This window comes from Dyadobacter crusticola DSM 16708, assembly GCF_000701505.1.
Lineage (GTDB): Bacteria > Bacteroidota > Bacteroidia > Cytophagales > Spirosomataceae > Dyadobacter > Dyadobacter crusticola.
Genome location: NZ_KL370786.1, coordinates 605071 through 626650 on the forward strand (window position 1 = coordinate 605071; position 21580 = coordinate 626650).

Below are 21580 nucleotides of genomic sequence, written 5' to 3' on the forward strand. Positions count from 1 at the left end.
ATTCGAGAGATGTGGTGAGAAAGTGGCGCGCTTGTCAGCTCGCCACGCGTGCTTCCAGCGGCAGCGGCTCTATGATCGTTTCTTTGATCTCGTCGCCTACCATTGGTCCGTCGGCAGAGAGTTCGCTGCCTTCTTTTTTGGATTTGAAGATCGGCCACAGGAACTGTGCATACCATTCTTCTTCTTTATAATGCTTGATACCGAATGAGGTAGGGTATTTTTTTGTGATAATGCCGGTACCGAAGATCAGGTCCCAGACAAAGAACATATTACCAAAATTCCCTTTGTAGTATCCCACGCCGTCGTCGGTCGTGTCCGCGTGGTGTGCCTGGTGCGTGGCAGGTGTGGAGATCAATCTTTCGAGTACCCAACCGATCGGGTTCAGCCATTTAATGGTGTAAAAAGGCTTGTCCCAAGGAATACTTGAATGCGCGCCCGTGGTGATCAGCGATTTGATAACTTTTACAAACAGCGCTGCGTAACCCAGACCTACATACGTCAATGCGGCGGTCAGGTATGTTTGTGAAAAAAAGATGGTGTAAATGATGTTCTGCCTGCTTGCCATCGCCATTCCCATATAGGGTGCACTGTGGTGCGTCCGGTGAAAACGCCAGAGCCAGGGAAGCTGATGATGCAGTCGGTGGTACCAGTACTGGGTGAGGTCGTCAGCTACGGCGATGATCAGAAATGCCCACCAGAATGGTACCCAGGTGAATACATCTTTGGCATCCGGCAGGATCTGGGGCAGCAATTGCAAACTATAATACGTCACAATCGGGCGAACCACGATCTTGGGAACGACAAAGCAGACAATATCCAGAACACTCTCGTTCTTAGTCCACTTATTTTCATACAGCCCCGCAAAAAACTCGACCACGCCAATCGCCAGCACGATCACTGGCAAACCCCAAGAGCTGAGGTTTTTGAATACATCTTCCAGAAAACCAGGTACTTTGAAAGGGAGGCCGCTGCTGCCGTTCCAGGGTTGGTGACCGGTGAAATAGAATGCTGAAAACATCAGCACAATCGGAGCGAGGTAGAGCAGCACACTGATGGAGGCATCGCGCGCTATTTTTTTCGTTGTTTCCGTTTCAGCTTTCATCTTGAAAGAGTTAAATTGAACGATTATTAAGGTTAACTGACAATTGTATACGCAAGCCAGATACCGCCTGCGATCAATAGGAAAGGCACGATGGTCAGAAAAATGCCGACAGCAATTTTCTTGACCAACAGGATTACATCAGCCTGAGTCATGGATGCTTGATTTGAATATGAAAGGATATCCGGAAATATCCCGCGGCAGCGCGATCGTCGGGCGGAAAATTCCCAACCACCGAAAACCTTCTCCCAACGGCTAACTGCCAGCAGGGATATTTCCGGACATATTATGACAGGTATGCGTTGGAGCGGCTACAACAACTTGCCTTTAGCGAAGACATCGTAAGAAATACCACCTTGTCGGGCTGTGCAGCCAGACGTGCGTCTTGTAAAACAGTCGCATTCATAAGCGAATAATTTTGCTGTTTGATATGGCTGTCGGGTGGTTCAAGAGCCATAGTCTATTAAACTGATAGACAAAGTAAATTTATAGTTTCGGAATAAGCAAATGCTGGTGCGTTATTTTCTGAAAAAATTTGCCGTACTGATTCTGCATCCGTTGAATGCTTAAATATTCCCCGGAACAACAATAAACAAAGGCTCTTTCCAATGCCGGAAAGAGCCTTTGTTTCGCAGGTGTATGTTTGCTAGTTTGCTTCTACGTATTTCTTGAAATTATTGAGGATAGCCTGCCAGCCTTGCTGCTGCATGTCAACGGGGTTTTCACTTTCAGCGTCAAAGACTTCTGTTAATGTACTGCTATCACCATGATCTTCGAATAATACTTTCACGTTCCTTCCATCGGCCATATCGTAGTCGATCAGCTTCTGATTTTCAACCTGCGAGTACACGCCTCCGAAGTCGAAACTGAAACTACCGTCTTTGGCCGCCATTGTGGTGGCAAAAGCGCCGCCGACGCGGAGGTCGTTTTCTGATTTTGGAGCATGCCAGTCGTCTGATGCAAAGCACCATTGCGTGATGTGTTCCGGCAAATTGAAATAGTCCCAAACTTTTGAAACCGGTGCATTGATTGTTGTGGATACCGTAATTTTTTGAGCTGGCGTTTCCATGTCTTTGTTCTTTTGTGATTGATGATGTTGCAAAGTTGGTGGAATCCCGCGAAATCAGAGGGTGCTGATCATGACAAAGCTGGGGGCGGAATGCGTCAATCGCCGGATTCACTATTGTTTACTCAAAGCTGCCTTTTGCGCATCCTTCAATGCCCTCTGATAACTAGTACTATCAACTGGTGTTTCCCGGAAGTGGTTTCATGCCCAAATCATCCAATTTCGTGTGAACACTGCCACACGCGAACAATGCAAATCTCGAAGCAAAGCAGATTTATTGACCCTTTTACCGACTTTGGTTTTAAACGGATCTTCGGCTCTGAGCCAAACAAGGATCTCCTTATAGATTTCCTGAATGCGATTTTGGCAGGCGAGCGGGTTATTGATGATCTGGTTTATGACAAAACGGAGCATAGCGGTGCGCTACCTGGCGACCGTAAAGTGATCTTTGACTTACTATGTACAGGAGTAAATGGGGAGCAATTCATAATAGAAATGCAGCATATTCGTCAGCAGTACTTTAAAGACAGGTGCCTCTATTATGCGTGTTCGCTGATCAGGGACCAGGTTCCGGTTAGCATAACCAAGTGGAACTATTGCCTGCGGCCAGTTTACCTGATCGGTATCATGGATTTCTGTTTTGATGATTCAGCTCATCAGGATTGCATTCACAGGATCAGTTTGCGCTACGGGTCAGGAGAAATATTCTACGAGAAACTTGGCTTTTTATATCTCGAAATTCCCAAGTTTAATAAGCATGCGGAAGAACTTTCCTCCTCGGCGGATAATTGGCTGTATCTATTGAAACATATGAATGAAATGGATAAATTACCATTGTTTTTGCGTAAGCCTGTTTTTGAAAAACTGTTCGAGATCGCCGAGGTGAGTAACTTAACCAAAGAAGAAAAGATGGCATATGATGCAAGTTTAAAACAGCAAAGGGATTGGTATGCGACTACGGAGTACCTTCTGAAAGAGGGTAAAAAGGAAGGAATGCAAGTTGGTAAAATGGAAGGAATCCTTTCCGCCAAGCTGGAAATGGCCCGGAAAATGAAGGTCAAGGGATTGGATGACGAACTTATCCAGGAGCTTACAGGTCTTTCTGCTGAACAAGTCAGAATGGCTTGAAGTTACAGTCGCAGCTTTATAAACGCATTACGCTTTGCTCAATGCCGCTCCACTTCCATGTTCCTGGCTGTAACTGGTTTTCGGATCGCAATTTGCGCGTCGTAATATTTAAGCAAACAATGGTACAAAATCAGCTCGTAGGTTCTCTGCTGGCTTGCAAAAATGCGGTTGATACTCATATGAACCAGGCTAGATAGCAGCGATTCCTTTTGCAGGTTGTCGGTTGCGGCGAGTTTAGCGAGGATTTGCTGCTGGTCTGCGCAGATATCAAATTCCGCCAGCAGCAAGGTTTGGTGTATCTCATTTTTGCTTTGCTGGAACCTGACATTCAGCTTCTTCCGCAATGCAGTATCTCCCTTAAATTCCTCGAAAAAACCGTCTTTAAGCTTTTCCAGCAGCGCATGTTTCTGCTTCATTGATAATCCCGAACGAGTTAATATCAGGTCGGTTTTCTTGATCGCGAATAAAAAGCGCTCATGCTCTTCGCAGCTCCGGCTGGCCAGGAACCGCATGGTATCCAGCGAATCAAAGTGGAAGAACTGCTCACAGAGCTCCATGTTTTGTCGCCCGTACCTGGTAATTTCCCTTTGGTAGATATTCGTTTGAATGTTGTAAACAACGCCCGATTTGATAATAGGTTCCAGCGCCTGTCTGATTACCCTGATCACCTTTATGTGAAATTTATCAGCGGGGTTTCCTTTGAAACGCAGGCGCAGGTGGGGATCAGGATCCTGGTACCGGACAAAGAAAAAGGACTCGATCGTCTCAGTCCGTATCAGGTTACCGACGGTCTGGTATAGCAGACTGATCAGGGGCGATTCATTTGATTTGTCGTGTGTATAGAGTTTTAAATACAACCATTCGTCTCCGAGAATGTAGCTCGTAGGGATATCACTATGCTCGGGGACCGAAATTCCGCGTATAGGAGGGACGCTCCGATCGATAAAAGGAATCACGAGCTCGGATACGAACTTATCGCTGCCGTCAGAAAGGACGCATTGCGCTGGCTCACCCAGGAATTCCATCAACTTGACAGTTTCGTTTTGACGGCAAATGTCGGCCAGCAGCTGCATTGAATCCGGCAGGGAGGTGTCGATAAGCAGTTCATTGTCTCCGGAAGCTACTACAAAGCGCTCCGGGACTTTCAATCGCCGCAGCTGCTGTTGAAGCGCTTGTAAATCGCGCTCGCGAAATGCATTGGTTTGCAGCAGCCAGCTTTCGCGGCTGACTATAATTTTGTTATAACTGATCCTCGGCAAATGCGGTAACTTCGAAAGGAAGCCCCAGTCCCAGATCAGGTTCAAATTGGCATCCTGCTCCTGAAGATCGGAAAGAAACCGGTACACAGGCAGTCCTGTGCGGTGATTGTGCATGTTCGACAGCCGAGGTATAATCCGTTTGTTCAAACGTTTTGACCGCAGCACAATCTCATTGTTTATCACGGAAACCAGCAGATCGTCGACGCGGATCCTGAATGCTTCGCTTACACTTGCCTGGCCGAGGTACGGGATTTCGTATTTGTACAAAACGGGCCGGTTGACAATGTTCCCTGCCTTGTTATCGGGATGGTGGATGATTTCGGCGAAAATTACCTCCGGGTGCATTTGCTGCTCGGTCCGGGCGCAGTACCGCAGTTTGCTATCCAGTCCCTCAATCCCTTGCGCAAACCGGCTCATCATATTGACGGCAGATGGTCCCTGGCAAGCCAGTAAGTTGAATTGATAATTACCTTGGTCAAGCGACTGATTTGATTCTGCCAGCAGGTTCCCGAACAGGAAGAAGCTTCCTGCTCTCTTCGTACCTGGTTCCACGGAGCGGTTTTTGGCGATAAACAGCAGGTCTTCATTTGTGAGCCTGATCTCGTTTTGGCCCCCCTGCACGGCATGGTAATACTTGCCGGCAAGGAATTGCTGCCACCACATTTCAGGTTGCGGTGGTATGGGCTCACTGGCGGGGAGGTCAAGATCCTCGATCATCGGGGAGCATGCACTGCCGCATTTTGCGCCATAGCCGATCCCCACTTCTTCATCCAGTGCTTCTGCAAGTGAAACCTCTTCTCCGCCATACCTTTCAATGAGTCTTTTTCTGAAATTCAGCAGATCGGCTGGTAGTTTTGACTGATTGAGAACCATCAGTTTTTCGATGTCACTCCCAATTTCATCGATTAACTTGTCACTTAATTGGTCATAACCTGTCTGAAAAAAGGTATCCACTTTAATGGTGGCCGGCTTATCCAGCGGAATATCCAGTTTTCGCAGATCAGAAGTCAATTTTTCATTCGTCGCCTGCATATCAGTGGACCTTTGCAGGCTGGACTGAATGGCTTTCAGGGACAACAGCAGATCTCCGGTATCTTCCATTTTTTCAAGAATGGAAATTAGATAGGGCAGATAACCAGGACCTGAAATTGTAAGATTGGTGTCAGAAACTATGATTTGATTTTCGATCAGCAGCTCTACAAAGTGCAGTGCTTCATGTGGGTCATTGCCCTTGTACATCAGCATCAAAGCAAGGTCTTTTACATAAGCACCTGTTTTGCAGGCGTCAAGTACGAGCGACAGCGCTTCCGACTTTTCGAGTCCGCTGATGAAGTATTTACTTTGGCTACGATTACTGAGCAGCTCTACATAGTGGTATTTATTACCAGCATCGTAAAGGGAAGTGTTGACAAAAAATGGCAACTGCGCTCGGATTTCGGGTATATTGATCAGCCGGGCACTTAATGCAGCCAATACTTCCGTGTCGAGCGAAATGTGTTTTTCCAGCCGGGTACCAGATAACCCGATCATATTATCCTCGCCGATCTCGCCTGTTGCGCAGCATGAAAATAGTCCGAAAGGTGTGCAGCGTGTTGTGCTTCGGAGCAGGTATTTGTATAGTGTGGCTAAGAGTTGCTTTTTTTCACTGACCTGCTCACCGCGCAGCCAGTGCATCATTCTTTCAAAAAAATGAGGAGAGGCGACCAGGATCGCCTCTCGTGCCAGCAGGTCTCGCTCGTAATACTCTTTTAAAAGTGTTTCAAGCGGCCTTGCTGTTAGTTGTTGATGAATATGGAATAGGTGGTCAACTGACTTAACAGGCCTGCGGATCATATAAAAACCCAGGTGATCGATCATTTGACATAATGATTTTGGCTAATAGATCATATAAGTTTAAAAACCGAAGCAAAGAGGCGTGCTTTGTTGTGTCGTATTTAAGTCCGTCACTTTGCCCGAGTATAAATTGGGAGTAACGTTAATCAGACGCTCTTTTTTCAAGCGCAAATCTATCCCTGGTTTAGTTTGATTCATGATGGCTACATTTCTCATACGGCTAATGTTACTAATCATAATAACATTAGCGAAAGTATTGAAATGAGAATAGGTGAAGTAATTATTTAGACCGATGCGGCGAAATTTTCGACGAATGGGGTCAGAAGAGCGACAAATTGAAAACTGAATTAGTTTACCATTACTCCCGTTGTGGCAAGATCAAGTCGCAAATCGATTTGAAATGCGTCTTCTTCTTCAAAAACAGTGAACTGGTGTCGCTTTGGGTATAATAGCTCTAATCGCTTTGTTGTATTCAGGATACCAAATCCGCCGGGCTGTTCGGCAGTCTTCTTCACTCCGGGCGCGCCCTTGTGAACGCTGTTTTTCACAGAGAAGAACAGGCTAGGCCCGTCAAGTATTATACTGATCTTAACATAAGCGTTGTCAACGCTTCGGCTAACCCCGTGTTTAAAGGCGTTTTCTACAAAAGATATGAGTAGAAGAGGGGCTATAAAGTAGCGGTCCGGATCTCCTTCCAACGTGTAATCGATATTTACTTTCTCTGCAAATCGATTCTTTTCCAGCTCTATATAACTTTCAATATATTCTACTTCCTTACTTAAAACGACCTTTTCACGATTCGATTCGTATAGGCTGTACCGCATTAAGCTTGCAAGACGCAGAACAAGATCCGCTGCCTGCTCGTCAATGTCCGCTGTTTTGGCATAGATAGCGTTCAGCGTGTTGAAAAGAAAGTGCGGATTAATCTGAGATTTAAGGAAGCTTAACTCAAGATTCAGATTATCTCTTTGTAGTTGAAGACTTTGACTTTTTAGATCCAAATTATTTTTCTCAGAAACCAGCCAGTCGCGTTCAAGTCTCAGATTCTGTGTTCTAAGGCTAATTACGTCACGCATGACCTTGATAGCCAGGATAGGTGTTACGTAAAAAAGGCTCCATGCGTAATCGACATAGGCGACACGGAATTCTGTGAAGCACGAAGTCCATGGCTTTGGCTTCAAGAATTCGAGCCAGAACTTTGTGATGTATATCAATCCTTTCCCTGACTTATCATTGCTGATTGACGCAAGATATTTCACCTCATAATAATTACTGATGTGAATGATCTGAAATATCACAAGCAGACAGATGGCAAGAAGTAGAAGTCGTTTTGGGTACAAAAATCTTGGGAAAACTACATAGCCAAGCAGATAAAACACGGCCATCGACTGAATCAGGATGATACCAGATGCGTGCCAGACTACATCAAGGTTGTCCTTTGTCAATGTAGGAATCGAGAAATAACGCAAAGTGGCCCAGGTAAGCAACCAGGTCAGCAAATGAAGAGAAAATCGGATAATCTTATCCTTCGTCATCATTTCCAGAGCTTGTTGTTCAGAAGAGCGTTCATCACATCGGCCCGGTAAGTCACTCCGATGGGTACTTTCTTGCCGTTCCGCGTTGTAATCTCATTGCCCTCGATCTCATGAATGGCGTCCTTGTTGATGATGTATGACCGGTTTACGCGGAGAAAAAGGTGCTTCGAAAGTATGTCTTCGATGGTCGACATTTTCATGTGGATGATCGAGACTCGGTCGGACCAGTAAAGTTTCAGATAATCCTTCATTCCCTCGATAAAGTGAATTTCTTCCGGCCGCACCCTGATCAGTTTCTTATTCTCTTTCAGCAAAAGAAAGTCTGACTGCGGTTTGAGCGCATTCAGTGATTCTTCGGGAGCGTGCTCCGCTGGCTGCAATTCTTTTGGCGCTTCAACGGGCTGCGCAGCTGGCACAGGACGGTTTTGAAGCGCCTTGTTTACTGCTTTGGAAAACCGGTCGAACGAAACGGGTTTCATCAGATAATCAGTCACCTGCTGCTCATACCCTTCCAAAGCATACGACGGATCGGCGGTTATCATGATCACTGCCGGACGCGCCGCAGGCAGCAATTTCAGTAACTCAAAACCAGTAATGCCAGGCATTTCAATGTCCAGAAAAATCAGCTCCGGTTGCAGGTCGCGGATCTGAAATAATGCTTCTGTGGCTGTGCTGCAAACGGCTACCAGGTCCAGATAGGGTGTTTTGCTCACGTACTTCTGGATCAGGTCACGCGCGACGAGTTCATCGTCCACAATCATGCAGCGTAACCTTGGAGAAGAGATCATAGTCGTGGCGGAGGTCTGGAAGGCTTGAAATTTATCGCAATAATATAGGCATTTGTCGAAGTTAATGCAGCATTGGACGAATTTATTTTCTGCACCGTAATGCATGCTTTTATTTTGAAATTAAGGACAAACGTCACAACTATTCACCACTGTTGAACCATTATGAAGCTCAATGCGACCGAAGAAAACGTCTATCGTGCGGTGGACTCGCTTCTCAAAATGAACAAAGTAAAGGTTACTTCTGCAACAGTAAGAGAAAAGCTATGGCTGCATCCGGACTTCCCGGGGCTTACCGCAATCAGTGATGTGCTCGATGAGCTGAATGTCCCCCACATGACCGCCAAGCTTAGTCCGGATATGCTCAGCACCATACCGGTACCCGCGCTTCTGATGCTGAATGTAGATGGCGGCATGATGGCGACTGTCCGCTCGGTGAGTGAAGGGAAGGTAGAATGGCTGCATACCGGCGAGGGGATCCGGAAAGAGGCTATTGAAGATTTTGGTAAAAAATGGACGGGAGTAGTCCTGATGTCCGAATACAGCGAGCTCGCTGGCGATCCCGAGTTCGAGAAAAAGAAAAAACTGGAAAGGCAGGATCACTTTCGAATGGTGGCTTTTGCAATGGCGGCGGCAGTGTCACTTTGCGGCACGCTCTTCTATTCTCCCGGGCACCTTACCGCAGATGTTAAAGCGCCATTTTTTGAGCTGCTCGTGCTCAAATGTCTGGGTTTGATCATGAGTCTTATCCTTGTCTGGTATAATCTGGATTCTTCCAACAGTTACCTGCGGCGCATATGTCAGAACAGCCAGCATTTCAATTGCAGGAGCTTGCTGGAATCAATGGCCGGCCGGTTTCTCGGCGTCAACTGGTCAGAGATTGGGCTGATTTATTTTCTGGCTACGCTGAGCGTCATGGTTTTTTCGCTGCTTTCCAGGCATGTGCCCGAGCTGCTTGCGTGGTTGATCCTCGTTAATATGATCACCATACCTTACACATTTTACTCCGTTTATTATCAAGCGTTTGTGGCACGTCGCTGGTGTCTTCTGTGCCTTGCGGCCCAGGTTGTGCTCTGGGCCGAGTTCTGGGTGGGCTTTCATTATACAAGCGAGCGTTCGCTGATGTTTGTATCCAATGTGCTACCTGTTTTCCTGATCGTTGTGCCGATCCTGCTGCTGTTCTGGTGGATAATAAAAAAAGGGCTTATCGCGTCGCTCCGGCTTCCTGCGGTCGAGAAAACAATAGAGCAGCTTAAATTCGACGCGGGCTACGTGCAGGCACTTTTTGGCAAAAACAAATACATTCCGGCTTTTTTCGAGCAAATGAAAATAGGCAGGCTGGGTAATCCCGATGCCGCCAATGTACTTACGGTTGTGACAAACCCCTCGTGCGAAGCCTGCGCACAGGTGCACGGGCAGGTCAGGGAACTGGTTTCTGTCTCAGCGGATGTACAAGTCCAGATCGTCTTCTCAGCGTCCACGGCTCCCGGCGACGAATCCGGTGTGGTCGTGAAAAAGTTGTTGAACCTGCCTGAAACAGAGATTCCGGGCTGGCTTGAAAAGTGGTTCCTGCTCAGGTTTTTGGGTAAAAGCAGATGGCTAAAATGCATTGAATCAGTTCCTTCGGATCATTCGGCTGACCGCCAGCTGGAATTGCACCTGAGCTGGATTGAGCTCGCCGGCATCAGCACCACACCGGCATTGTTCCTCAACGGACATGAACTGCCACGCCTGTACGCGGTACGGGATGTGGAAAAGCTTTGCAGGCTGATCCGGGTTAACGGTGATCTCGTGCGTTACTAAGAAGCGGATAAATCCATTTCCAGTCTGCTACAAAACTTCCCCTCAGTACAGGGATTTTTCCTGTTCTCAAATCTCAATAGTTCTTCTCAGTATGAGTTTGAAATACCCCAGTGATTTGCTCCCGGTGTAGAATCAACGCTACACTTTTTGCATTTTTATTGTATTATGTTCAATAAATCATATAAACTTTCAAAGAATTTGTGCTTTTTTAAACTTCGCGTAACAAATGTTTGGTAGAAATTAATTTACATTTATGCGTAAAATTACTACTCGCGTTAAACTAGGAATGTGAAGCTTGAATATGACAGAAACTACACATTGGTGAGACTCCTCTTAAAATAAACACCTAAAATTTGGAATAATTGTACTATGAAAAAACGGATACTTTTCAACAGAAGTATTGTAAGACTTTATTGTATTTCTTCTCTTCTTGTCTCCTCAATCACACTATCCGCCCAGCCCCGTTATTTCGCGGTCTCACTGGTGAATGAAAATGATAAACCCTCACTGGATGTGATTGAGCAGGCCAAAGGCGTGGGTTGCAATGCAGTCGCAATGACAGTGCAGTGGGGCGTGATCCACGGTAAAATTTCCAGGATCCTGAAAGATGAAAATGGCAGCGGCTACAACGTCTGGAAGCAGTATGACGATCAGATCGCGCTGGCTCTTTCGCTGAATATGAAGATTGCGCTGAATATTGCGGTAAGTACAGGCGACGATGTTACCAACAGCGCCTCCGACCGTTTTGGTATCAATACCGGTGACGGATGGAAGAAAGAGGAACGGATGGTAGTTGCCAATTACAGCGGAGAAGAGGCAGTTTTTCAGAAATGGGGTGGTCCTATCCGGCCAAACATCAGCCTGCAGTTTGTGATGACGTCGCTCGTCGCGCAGTCTACACGTGACCGGATCACGAGCTTTACAAGCGAGGTAATCCAACGCTACAAACACCTGCAGGATAGCGGCAACCTGCTTTATGTGAACCTCGTATATACCAGACAGGGAGAAGGTGAATTTGAAATGGGATCGACCAAATACCATTACGAAGACCCGCTCGACCTGGCCTACGCATTAACAGATTATTCTGCTCCGATGGTACAAGGTTACCGCAGCTGGCTGATCGGGAAATACGGTGAAATCTCAGCATTGAATTCGGCCTGGGGGAAAAACTACAATTCCTTCAATGATGTAAATCCTAAGAAGCCATCGGGAAGCACATTTACACAACCTGACGGAACAGACTGGTTTCTCTACCGCACACACGTATTGAAGCAAACCAACATACTTTTCAAAAACACTGTAAAAGGAATAAACTCTAATATCAAGGTGATCTCGCACCACGGGTCAGTTTACGACAAGCTGTCACGTGCACGCGGTACTTTGCCGTTTGACGAGATCGGCAGAGACCTCGACGGGATCAAGATCAATGACGACATCTATTACGATCACCGGTTTGCATTGGACCTTCTGCGTTCCAACCTGCCTAACCGCCTGTATGTGAATGAAGCAGCTTACGTAACGGACGCCTATTCGGTGGTGAGGCTTGCTGAGGAAAGCTACACACACGGGGCGCAGATTGTAACTTTGTTTTACCTGGAAAATGCATTGAAGTCGCAGGATGCGGTGAATGCGATCAAGAACCTGACTAACAATTGGGTGAAAAATCAGCAGGTCACCGTGCCGCAGCCTTCCAACAATGACAGCTTTACTTTGTCTAATCTGATCAACAGCGACGGCTGTTACACCAACCGCGACCACTATTCAAATGATTGCGACGCTTACAAGAACTGGCGTAATGCTTACGGCAACGCGGGGAATAAGCCAGTTAATATTTACATGAAAGACGATGTAACTACTAAAGGATGTTTTTACAAAGACCTCAAACTATCCCGCAATGGAGAACAGGCGTCAGCGATTGTCCCGAACAATGTTGACTACCACCTCACGGCAGACGATTGCCGCGTGATCGGTACTGTAAAAGGGAATGGACTTTCGGATAACAATGCACATTTCAAAGCTTATGTAACTATTGAAAATCAGGTGATCATGCGTGAAGGACAGCCTTTTGTCCAGCGTCACTGGAAGTTTGTACCGGGCAACTCCGGCGCAGGTCAGGCGACAATTACTTTATACGTGAGCCAGGACGAATTCAATGCGTTCAATACGGTTAGCTCTGAAAAGTTGCCGGTTAACCCTGCCGACCCGGAAGATTTCAAGAAAAAGCTGCGGGTTGTTCAATCGGGCGGCACCAGCTCTTCGAGAACAATGGACGCTGTCATCGACCCTGCCGATCAGGACGTGCGTTGGGATTCGATGCTGAATGTCTGGAAAGTTAGTTTTTCAGCAAATGACCTTTCTTCTTCTTTTTATATCACTGCTGATAAAGCGTCTCCGCTGCCGGTTAAGCTGGTAGACTTTACTGCGGCTAAGAAAGAGAATGCAGTAGAACTAAAATGGCAAACTTCCGAGGAGTCGAACAGCGATCACTTCGCTATCCAGCACAGCCTTGACGGAAAAACCTGGCTTTCGATTGGGAAAGTGGCTTCGGCTACCGACAGCAAAATTCTTACAAACTATACATTCACAGATCAAAACCCGGTAGCAGGAGAAAACTTGTACCGGTTGAAAATGGTGGATCGGGACAGCAGCTTTGCATTTTCCAGGATCAATGTAGTGAAGATGGAAGTTGGTAACGGAGTTGTACTTTACCCGAATCCGGTCAATGCAGGCGTTATCAACCTCGAATTTGCAGGACAGGAGCCGAAGATAAAACTGACTGACCTGCTGGGCCGTGACGTTGCAGTGAGCACCGAAAAGACTGCGATCAACAAGCTTGCTGTGAGGGCGCGCGGAAAGCTACACCCGGGCTTGTACATTCTTACCGCAACCTACGGAAGCGAACAGCTGCGACACAAAGTACTGGTAGCAAACTAACAATAAATCCCTACCCGTCTGTTTCAACAGACGGAAGGTTACACGGGCGTGCCTTGCTTCAATGCATTGGTACGCCCGTTTTATTTTCAATTATTCCAAACTGATACAACCATTCAGAGCCGGCCCGGCCTCTTTAATACAAATCAACATCAACTATGACCACGGAGGCGGAATTGATTTCGGGGTGTCTTCTACATGACAGAATTGCGCAGCGCCAGTTGTACGATCGCTATAAGAACGCCATGTACACCCTCGCTTACCGGATTACGGGTGATTTCGACGACGCCAATGATGTGATACAGGACTCGTTTTTGGACGTGTTCCGCCATTTGGATCAGTTCCGGGGCGAGTCTACCTTGGGAGCCTGGATCAAAACGATTGTAATCCGGCGGTCTACGAAGAAGAAGCGCATTGTAATCTGGGAGAACATTGATGATGTGACAGTCGGCGGGGTCGATTGGGGAGAAGAGGAGATCAATGCATCTCACCTGGAAACGGCAATCTTGTCGCTGCCGGATGGATTTCGGACCATTTTCGTATTGGCAGAAGTGGAAGGGTACACGCACCGGGAAATCGCGGTCACGCTTGGAATCTCGGAAGGTACATCCAAATCACAGTTGTTTCACGCGAAAAGAAAGCTGCGTGGGATGCTTACATGAATGGAACAATGGATAAGAATCAAAATACATTAAAAAATGCACTCGCCAAGCTGCCCGGCTACACACCGACGCCGCAAGCGTGGGACGCGATCAGGGAGAGGCTGAGTGAGGAACCATTGCGCAAAGCAGTACAGGAATTACCCGATTATTCACCTGCTCCGCTGGTTTGGGAAAATATTGAGCGGAAAGCGCCAGGCAGAGGCCGGTATGCCGGCTGGCAATATGCAGCTGCGATTTTCATTGCAGGGGTTTCTGGGCTGCTGGTCTGGCGTGAAGTTCGGGTGACACACGTTAATTTTGCGCAGGAACAGTTTGATCCGCGACTTCAAATCAGCGGGGAAATGGACACAGATCAGCATTATCAGGTATTGAAAGCTTACTGCGAAACCGAAACGCTGGTATGTAACAGCGGCCGGTACAAGCGATTGAGAGAAGAGTTCGAAACGCTGCATTCAGCGTCGAGCCAGCTGCAGGAGGCAATCGGACAGTATAACACAGAGCCTGAGCTAATGAAGCAGCTCAATAGCATTGAAAGACAAAAAGCAGCTATTTTAAATGAAATGGCCAAAATGATTTAGCCAAAATCCCATGAAACAATTGCATTTGCTTTTGAAATCGACAGTTTGCCTGTTGCTCTGCTGCCTGACAGCCGCGCAGCTTCGGGGACAGGGAACTTTGCAGGTAGCCACGCGCACCATTGAAAAGAATGTAGCTGCATCTTCGGTCCGTACCTTGTATATCAATGCGGAGAAAGCGGATATAGAGGTAATTACGTGGGATAAAAACGAGATTTCCATTGTAATGCAGCTTTCTGCGCGGCACCCTGACAGAGCAGTAGCGGCGCGCGACCTGGCCAAAATTCAGTACCTGGCGGAGCGTACAGGAAAGGATTTCTTTCTGCGCAACTATATCTTGTTAAAAGATGGCGAAATGAAGCCGCAATCGAATGTGAAAGCGCATTACAAAATCCAGCTGCCTGCAACCTGCGAAGTTGATCTTAAAAATACATTCGGGACAATTTTGCTCAAAGGATTGCTCCGCGGATTGCAGATCAAAGCAGATTTCTGCAATACTACACTGGCCGATATCGAAGGCAAAGGCACGTTTAATACCAGTTTCGGGGAGCTGAAAGGCAATGTGCTCTCAGGTAGTTTCACGCTGACGAGCGACCATACCAAGGTGGTACTCACAGAAGTAGCAGGAGCTTTGAAAGTCGATTCGCAATTCGGCAATGTTGAAATCTACCCCGCCGCCGGACTTACCAGCCTGGCGATACGCTCGAAAAAAACTGAAGTAATGCTTGTCCAAAAGAACTGGCAGCAATTTGATTACAACATCAGCAGCGCCTACACTTCCATCAAGCTGCCCAACGGATTTAAATGGAAGAAGAATACACCCGACTTCAAAGAAGCATTCTTCTCCGGGAACCGCCTGGCCAATGTCTCGATCAGCGCCGAGTTTGGAAATGTGACCATCAGGTAACTATCAGTAGAAATCAGGGGATATTTCTTTCTGTTGAAAAGATTACAACGTCCTGATTCACTTACTTACCTCCATTCTATGACCCTGGCTGCCAAGAAAAGTCTAGCTGTTCGATTCGCATTTATATTCCTTTTATTAACCCATTATTCTTTTGCTCAGACCGAAAAACACTATCTGATCAAGGCTGGCCTGATGTACGATTCGGAAGCAAATGCATTTGCCAAGAACAGGCAGATATTGGTAAAAGGGAAGACAATCATCAAAGTAGGGGAGCGGCTGGAAGTTCCAAAGGGTACAGAGGTGCTGGATTACAGCAATGCTACTGTCACACCGGGCTTGATTGATGCGCATACCCACATCTTGACCAGCCAGGGTCTTACCGAGGCCTTGTCAGTCGACGCCGTGATGAATTCTTCTGAAAAGCGCGTGCTGCGTGCGGTTGGTTTTGCAAAAAGTTACCTGGATGCCGGTTTTACTACCATCAGGGATTTGGGAAATTCAGGTCAGTACCTGGACCTGGAAGTGAGCAGGGCGATAAAGAAAGGTTATATAACGGGGCCTCGTATGCTGGTTTCCGGACCGATTATCGGTTCAATGGACGGGCAGCTTGACGGGTTGCCTATCAAAGATTTCGACAGGGTTTCGCGGCAGGAGCAATCAATGGTTACCGGCGTGGATCAGGCGCGGCAGGCTGTTTTGGAACATATTGCCCGTGGAGTGGATGTTATCAAGATCCTTGCGATTGGAAACCGGCTTACCCTGACTTTGGAAGAAATGAAGGCGATCGTAGAAACCGCCCATGCGCAGCGCGTAAAAGTGACCGCGCATTGCGATCGGGACTGGGCTGTCCACAATGCGATTGAAGCAGGTGTCGACGGTATCGAGCATGGCTACGGATTTAAAGATGCAACCCTCGAATTAATGGCTAAAAAAGGTATTTACCTCGTGCCCACTTATCAGTCGATTAATGTGGTTGAACAATATTATAAGCTGATGAAAATGCCCTACAAGCCCGAAGACCTGACCGCCAACGTTGCGTCTTACCGTAAGTGGCTGGGCCAGATCGAGAAGTCCGGTGTGTTGATGGTAGCGGGTTCTGATTCTTACCACGATTTGCAAATGCCCCGGGGCGACGAGGCGAAACAGACGATCTGGGGCTACAATGACTTTGGTCTGTCTCCTGAAAATGTACTAAAATCTGCCACTGCCAATGCAGCTTTCGCACTGGAAATGAAGGACCAGATCGGCGTGATCAAGGAAGGTGCGTTCGCCGATATTGTTGTTTTTAACGGAGACTTGCAGAAGAACTTCAAAACTGCATTGTACGATGTTAGAATGGTGATGAAGGAAGGTGAGATCCATGTAAGAAAATAGGTCGCAACTTACCCTCGGAGAATATTTTTACAGCTCTGCAGATCCGTCCGCATTGCTGGTCAGTACTTCGCTCATATAGTCAAAGAATGGCCGCATTCGCATGTAAGTCTGGTTTGCCTCCTGAAGGAAACCTGGGCTGAGCACTTCCTTGTCGGTAAACCTGCGTTGCAGTAGAAATTGCTTGTAGCGCAGCAGGTCGATTGCTTCGTCCGACGGATCAAAACCTTTTGGCGTCGTTTTTAGCTGCTCTCCTTGCAGAGAACCGAATGTATTTACAAATTCTTTGCTCGATATAATTTGTCGGAGCGGCGTGGGATCGAAGCTGATATCATCGCGGATGAGCTTCATATACCTCGGCTCCGGCGCCCAGAAACCGCCTGCAACAAAGGAGTTACCAGGTTCAATGTGAAAGTAATAACCGCCTCGACGTTGGGCAGTTGCGCGGGTAAATCCGCCACTCCAGTTGGTCTTGTAAGGTGTTTTATCCTGTGAAAAGCGGGTATCGCGGTAAATGCGCTGCAAGCTTTTCTTGCCCGAAACGGTCTCAATCACATCGTGTTTGTTCATCTCGCCCAGCAACGCTTCGGCAAATGCTTCGATATATGCCAGCTGTTCGAGGTATTCATTCTTATGTGCATTAAACCAGTCGCGGTTGTTGTTATCTCTTAGTTTTCTCAAAAATTCCAGGTTGGAAGCGGGGATAAGAGTTGCGGCTGACACTTTTTAGTAGAAGCTATTTTTAGTAACAAACAATAAACGACAGGGAAAATTCCAGGTGGTGTGGTTCAATCCTAATTTAATCTCAGCAATCTCTATATTGCAGTCATCAATTTACCTCTACTGGATACCATGAGAATAATCTACAACATCCACTTCATTTTCTTGCTAGTGCTACTGTCCATTTCTCCCGGCGTCGCTCAGACTACCTGTGATGGGACTATGGCGGTTTGTATCACCCGTCCGCCGTTTGCGCTAGCTGCTGGGTTGCCGGAAGGCGGAACGTATTCGGGAGTGGGTGTGAGTAATGGCATTTTCAGTCCGGCGGTGGCGGGCGGTGGTCTGCATCAGATAACCTACACTGCGCCTGACAATAGCACCTGTAAGTTTTACCTGCATGTAATTGAAAAGGTAGAATTCTTGTGCAGCCTTGAACCAGTGATGTTTTGCGTCGGCTCGGATCCGCAGCCGATAACAAACTGCGGCCCAAGTGTGGAGGCAGCAGTAACCTATTCCGGACCTGGTATTAGCGACAATGTATTCAATCCGTCTGTTGCAGGTGTTGGAACGCATACTTACACCATGTCAGCGGTCACTGCGGATGGTTGCGTGGGATCTCAGAATGCGGAGATAACTGTTTATGACGAACCGGCTCCGATTATCAGCTGCCCTGAACCTATTTTTACCAGCTCTGGCGACGGTGATTTTACGATAACCGGCGGTGTAACCAGCACGCCCGGCGATGTGTTTTACTATGGTACCGGTGTTCTCGGCGATCAGCAGACCTTCTCGCCTGCGCTCACTGGTAATGGTGCGCATGAAATTACAATGAGAGCTTTCTCAATCCTCGATGACCTCACGCATACTTGTGTGAGCTCGTGCAAGTTTGCAATCAATGTAGGGAGCTTACCCGTCACACTGGCGGCCTTCGGTAGTGTGAGTAGCAAGGAAGGAATTGCATTGAAATGGCTGACAGCATCAGAGATTAATTTCGACCGGTTTGAGCTGGAAAGGAGCAGGGATCCGAAGGCGGGCTTCAAGAAGATATATGAAGTGCGTGGAGGCAATGCGCAAAATACATACCATTTTGTGGATCAAACTGCGGATAAAGGTTTAGCCTGGTATTACCGTTTGAAGATGATCGATGAAGACGGTACCTATGCTTAAAGTAAGATCATCTGGGAGCTGAGCGAGGGAGATTTTGGCATTAACACATTTCCAAATCCGGTATCAGGGGGAGAAATGCATTTTCAATCCGGTGTCGATATCAGCGGTATTTCCATCACAGACCAGACTGGTCTTGAAGTATGGAAATCGGGTTTTCCGAAAACGAAAACGCGTTCCATCAGCCTTCCTTCGCTGAAACCAGGAACATATCTCCTGAAATATGCTACCAGCTCAGGCACGACGTATTTTTCTAAACTACTAGTTCACTAATCAGGCATTTAGCCGGGCAGCAGCCTTTTATAAATGCCAAAATTCTCATCATCATAACATACAAACAGTACCTTCTCAATCCCGGTCGTTTGTTTTAAAAAATCTTGCACGGTTTGAACAGCAATTTCTGCGGCGCGCTGCTTGGGGAAGCCATAAATACCGGTACTTATGTTTGGAAAAGCGACTGTCTTTACCTGATTTTCGACAGCCAGCCGCAAGCTGTTGCGATAAGCTGAGGCTAGCAATGCTTCTTCATTTTTATTGCCTCCATTCCAAACAGGCCCTACTGTGTGAATCACGTATTTGGCTGATAGTTTCCCTCCCGTAGTAATCACCGCTTCCCCGGTGTTGCAGCCTCCCTGCTTATTCCTGATCGCAATGCATTCATCGAGAATTGCCTTGCCGCCTGCGCTGTGAATAGCTCCGTCAACCCCGCCGCCGCCCAGCAGCGAGGAGTTGGCTGCATTGACGATCGCGTCTGCATTTATCTTCGTGATATCACCTTTTGTCAATTCTATCATAGCCTCAAAGTCGGTAAATGTCGTAATAGTGGCGGGCATCCCGCACAGTCAGGTGCCGCTTGTTTTTTAAGAATAACCTCAGTATCCTACATTAAATTAAACCTATTCTTCCTTTATATATTCAGAAAGCAAAACCTTAATCAAAAAATGGACCAATCGAATACACAAAAAGATCGCCCGGCTTCGTCGAGGAGGGAATTTATCAAAGCCTCAGCAACGGCCGCCGCAGGTTTTATGATCGTGCCGCGTCACGTGCTCGGCAAAGGTTACCGCGCACCCAGCGATATGCTGACCGTTGCCGGAGTTGGTGTGGGAGGAAAAGGCAGATCGGACATAGCGAGTTTTTTCAAAAGCGGCAAAGCCAACATCGGGTATTTGTGTGACGTAGACGATAGGAGAGCTGCGGAGACGGTACAAACTTATCCGAAAGCCAAATACTATAAGGACTGGCGCGAGATGTTTGAGAAGGAATCAAAGAACTTCGATGCAGTCTCGGTTTCAACCCCCGACCATACCCACGCGGTAGTGGCGATGGCGGCAATGCAAATGGGCAAGCACGTGTATGTACAAAAACCTATGACGCACGATATCTGGGAAGCCAGAAAGCTCACCGAGGCAGCTGCCAAATACAAGGTTGTGACGCAAATGGGTAACCAGGGTTCGTCCGGCGATGGTGTAAGACAGCTGCACGAATGGTACGATGCGGGTGTGATCGGCGATGTGGATACCGTTTACATCTGGACCAACCGGCCGATCTGGCCGCAAGGTATTCCCTGGCCGAGCGACAAGCCCGCTGTGCCGAAAGAGCTTAACTGGGACCTCTGGCTGGGTACCGCTCCCTATAAAGATTACGTCGACGGACTGATCCCGGGCAGCTGGCGTGGCTGGTGGGATTATGGTACCGGCGCATTGGGCGACCTGGGCTGTCACCTGATGGAAGCTCCATTCCGCGTGCTGGGCCTTAAATATGCGACAGACATGCAGGCGAGTGTGGGAAGTGTGTTTACAGGATTTGGTAAAAGAGGTATTTTCCCTGACAGCTGTCCGCCTTCAAGCCACGCTACTCTGACATTCCCAAAAACACCGAGAACGAAAGGTCCCGTAACGATGCACTGGATGGACGGCGGGATTAAACCTGAGCGGCCTGAGGAGCTGGGACCAAATGAATTGTTTGGTGACGGAAACAGCGGTATTCTGTTTGTGGGATCAAAAGGTAAAATGATGGCGAGTGAATATGCGGCGAATCCGCGTTTGCTGCCACTGAGCCGGATGCAGGAAGTGAAAGTCAAACAAAAATTCGCGCGGGTACCAGGAAGTGCGGATGGTCACTATGCACAATGGGTAGAGGGTTGCATTGCCGGTTATGGTAAAATGGAGCTGAGCTCACCATTCGAGCTGGCCGGCCCGCTTACCGAAGCGATACTCGGCGCTAACCTCGCGATCCGCGGCGCAGATATGCCAAAAGCACGTGAAGATGGCAAAGGTTACACTTACCCAGGCAGCAACATGAAGATGCTCTGGGATGCTCAAAATATGAAAGTAACAAACTTCGACGAGGTCAACCAATGGGTGAAGAGAGATTACCGCGAAGGTTGGAGCCTGGGAGTTTAGAAAGTACAAATGCAAAGAGGGTGTCTCAGTTTTAGCCGAGGCACCCTCGTCCATTTGCTTTAAACTGAGTGGAAATTGAAACGCGATATCGATCCATTCAAAGCTAATCGGCTGTTTTCGGCTTAAAAAGCAAGAAACGGGCGCTCCTAAGCTGCTCTTTTCCTTAGATTCTGGGCTAATGCGATCAGTCCCCATTCGATTTCGACCTTTTGCTTGCCGCGGAGCATAAACCGGCGGAAGCCGTGGTTATTTTTGATGTTGCCAAAGACCGGTTCGACATCAAAGCACCGTTTCTTTCTTTTAGCAATTCCTTCTTCACTTTTTAGTAGCTCGTTGG

At 47.5% G+C, this 21580-nt stretch carries 18 protein-coding genes; 10 read left to right on the forward strand and 8 right to left on the reverse strand.

Annotated elements, in window-relative coordinates; all coding sequences use genetic code 11:
• Positions 1-34: 34 nt before the first annotated feature.
• Both Q369_RS0124545 and Q369_RS0124560 read right to left on the reverse strand, forming a co-directional pair.
• Positions 35-1102, reverse strand: coding sequence for a sterol desaturase family protein (locus Q369_RS0124545; protein ID WP_031530367.1), 1068 nt, complete (start codon positions 1100-1102; stop codon positions 35-37).
• A gap of 643 nt (positions 1103-1745) precedes the next feature.
• Positions 1746-2168, reverse strand: coding sequence for an SRPBCC family protein (locus Q369_RS0124560; RefSeq protein WP_031530368.1), 423 nt, complete (start codon positions 2166-2168; stop codon positions 1746-1748).
• A gap of 246 nt (positions 2169-2414) precedes the next feature.
• Between Q369_RS0124560 and Q369_RS0124565 the strand changes: the two genes are divergently transcribed.
• The gene (locus Q369_RS0124565; RefSeq protein WP_031530369.1) at positions 2415-3293 is read left to right on the forward strand and encodes an Rpn family recombination-promoting nuclease/putative transposase; all 879 of its coding nucleotides are present in this window, start codon (positions 2415-2417) and stop codon (positions 3291-3293) included.
• Between the two features lie 38 nt (positions 3294-3331).
• On the opposite strand, the gene Q369_RS0124570 is transcribed toward Q369_RS0124565, so the two are convergent.
• The 3 genes from Q369_RS0124570 to Q369_RS0124580 form a co-directional block, all read right to left on the reverse strand.
• Entirely contained in the window at positions 3332-6409 is a 3078-nt protein-coding gene (locus Q369_RS0124570) for a lantibiotic dehydratase (RefSeq protein WP_051664270.1), read from the reverse strand.
• A 323-nt stretch (positions 6410-6732) separates the two neighbouring features.
• Positions 6733-7923 carry a sensor histidine kinase gene (locus tag Q369_RS28605; RefSeq protein WP_051664271.1) on the reverse strand — a complete coding sequence of 397 codons (1191 nt, stop codon included), beginning with the start codon at positions 7921-7923 and terminating at the stop codon, positions 6733-6735.
• Positions 7920-8708: a LytR/AlgR family response regulator transcription factor gene (locus Q369_RS0124580; RefSeq protein WP_031530372.1), complete on the reverse strand. Its 789-nt coding sequence runs from the start codon at positions 8706-8708 to the stop codon at positions 7920-7922. Before Q369_RS0124580 ends, Q369_RS28605 begins: the two co-directional genes overlap by 4 nt.
• 162 nt (positions 8709-8870) lie before the next feature.
• On the opposite strand from Q369_RS0124580, the gene Q369_RS0124585 reads away from it, so the two are divergent.
• The 6 genes from Q369_RS0124585 to Q369_RS0124610 all read left to right on the forward strand — a co-directional run bounded on the left by Q369_RS0124585 (position 8871) and on the right by Q369_RS0124610 (position 16957).
• On the forward strand, positions 8871-10508 hold the full coding sequence (locus tag Q369_RS0124585) for a vitamin K epoxide reductase family protein (RefSeq protein WP_031530373.1): 1638 nt from the start codon (positions 8871-8873) through the stop codon (positions 10506-10508).
• A gap of 369 nt (positions 10509-10877) precedes the next feature.
• On the forward strand, positions 10878-13442 hold the full coding sequence (locus Q369_RS28610; RefSeq protein WP_051664272.1) for a T9SS type A sorting domain-containing protein: 2565 nt from the start codon (positions 10878-10880) through the stop codon (positions 13440-13442).
• Positions 13443-13597: 155 nt separating this feature from the next.
• Complete coding sequence (locus Q369_RS0124595; RefSeq protein WP_031530375.1) at positions 13598-14101, forward strand: RNA polymerase sigma factor; 504 nt, start codon at positions 13598-13600, stop codon at positions 14099-14101.
• A gap of 8 nt (positions 14102-14109) precedes the next feature.
• Entirely contained in the window at positions 14110-14679 is a 570-nt protein-coding gene (locus tag Q369_RS0124600; RefSeq protein ID WP_031530376.1) for a hypothetical protein, read from the forward strand.
• A 10-nt stretch (positions 14680-14689) separates the two neighbouring features.
• Positions 14690-15583: a DUF4097 family beta strand repeat-containing protein gene (locus Q369_RS0124605; protein WP_031530377.1), complete on the forward strand. Its 894-nt coding sequence runs from the start codon at positions 14690-14692 to the stop codon at positions 15581-15583.
• Positions 15584-15616: 33 nt separating this feature from the next.
• Entirely contained in the window at positions 15617-16957 is a 1341-nt protein-coding gene (locus Q369_RS0124610) for an amidohydrolase family protein (protein WP_157488305.1), read from the forward strand.
• 27 nt (positions 16958-16984) lie between these two features.
• Here the strand turns inward: Q369_RS0124610 and Q369_RS0124615 are convergent, their stop codons facing one another.
• On the reverse strand, positions 16985-17677 hold the full coding sequence (locus Q369_RS0124615; protein WP_031530379.1) for a DUF2461 domain-containing protein: 693 nt from the start codon (positions 17675-17677) through the stop codon (positions 16985-16987).
• A gap of 129 nt (positions 17678-17806) precedes the next feature.
• On the opposite strand from Q369_RS0124615, the gene Q369_RS0124620 reads away from it, so the two are divergent.
• Together Q369_RS0124620 and Q369_RS0124625 are read left to right on the forward strand one after the other, a co-directional pair.
• Positions 17807-18841: a hypothetical protein gene (locus tag Q369_RS0124620; protein WP_157488306.1), complete on the forward strand. Its 1035-nt coding sequence runs from the start codon at positions 17807-17809 to the stop codon at positions 18839-18841.
• A 39-nt stretch (positions 18842-18880) separates the two neighbouring features.
• Entirely contained in the window at positions 18881-19111 is a 231-nt protein-coding gene (locus tag Q369_RS0124625; protein WP_262485500.1) for a T9SS type A sorting domain-containing protein, read from the forward strand.
• 8 nt (positions 19112-19119) lie between these two features.
• Here the strand turns inward: Q369_RS0124625 and Q369_RS0124630 are convergent, their stop codons facing one another.
• Entirely contained in the window at positions 19120-19671 is a 552-nt protein-coding gene (locus Q369_RS0124630; protein WP_229206943.1) for an O-acetyl-ADP-ribose deacetylase, read from the reverse strand.
• 108 nt (positions 19672-19779) lie between these two features.
• On the opposite strand from Q369_RS0124630, the gene Q369_RS0124635 reads away from it, so the two are divergent.
• On the forward strand, positions 19780-21243 hold the full coding sequence (locus Q369_RS0124635) for a Gfo/Idh/MocA family protein (RefSeq protein WP_031530383.1): 1464 nt from the start codon (positions 19780-19782) through the stop codon (positions 21241-21243).
• A 146-nt stretch (positions 21244-21389) separates the two neighbouring features.
• Here the strand turns inward: Q369_RS0124635 and Q369_RS0124640 are convergent.
• A partial coding sequence (locus Q369_RS0124640; RefSeq protein WP_031530384.1) for a transposase occupies positions 21390-21580 on the reverse strand: 191 nt, incomplete at its 5' end.

Coding starts and splice junctions, on each gene's coding strand:
- Q369_RS0124545 (WP_031530367.1), bottom strand. CDS start 1,102: ATGAAAGCTGAAACGGAAACAACGAAAAAAATAGCGCGCGATGCCTCC.
- Q369_RS0124560 (WP_031530368.1), bottom strand. CDS start 2,168: ATGGAAACGCCAGCTCAAAAAATTACGGTATCCACAACAATCAATGCA.
- Q369_RS0124565 (WP_031530369.1), top strand. CDS start 2,415: ATGCAAATCTCGAAGCAAAGCAGATTTATTGACCCTTTTACCGACTTT.
- Q369_RS0124570 (WP_051664270.1), bottom strand. CDS start 6,409: ATGATCGATCACCTGGGTTTTTATATGATCCGCAGGCCTGTTAAGTCA.
- Q369_RS28605 (WP_051664271.1), bottom strand. CDS start 7,923: ATGATGACGAAGGATAAGATTATCCGATTTTCTCTTCATTTGCTGACC.
- Q369_RS0124580 (WP_031530372.1), bottom strand. CDS start 8,708: ATGATCTCTTCTCCAAGGTTACGCTGCATGATTGTGGACGATGAACTC.
- Q369_RS0124585 (WP_031530373.1), top strand. CDS start 8,871: ATGAAGCTCAATGCGACCGAAGAAAACGTCTATCGTGCGGTGGACTCG.
- Q369_RS28610 (WP_051664272.1), top strand. CDS start 10,878: ATGAAAAAACGGATACTTTTCAACAGAAGTATTGTAAGACTTTATTGT.
- Q369_RS0124595 (WP_031530375.1), top strand. CDS start 13,598: ATGACCACGGAGGCGGAATTGATTTCGGGGTGTCTTCTACATGACAGA.
- Q369_RS0124600 (WP_031530376.1), top strand. CDS start 14,110: ATGGATAAGAATCAAAATACATTAAAAAATGCACTCGCCAAGCTGCCC.
- Q369_RS0124605 (WP_031530377.1), top strand. CDS start 14,690: ATGAAACAATTGCATTTGCTTTTGAAATCGACAGTTTGCCTGTTGCTC.
- Q369_RS0124620 (WP_157488306.1), top strand. CDS start 17,807: ATGAGAATAATCTACAACATCCACTTCATTTTCTTGCTAGTGCTACTG.
- Q369_RS0124630 (WP_229206943.1), bottom strand. CDS start 19,671: ATGCCCGCCACTATTACGACATTTACCGACTTTGAGGCTATGATAGAA.
- Q369_RS0124635 (WP_031530383.1), top strand. CDS start 19,780: ATGGACCAATCGAATACACAAAAAGATCGCCCGGCTTCGTCGAGGAGG.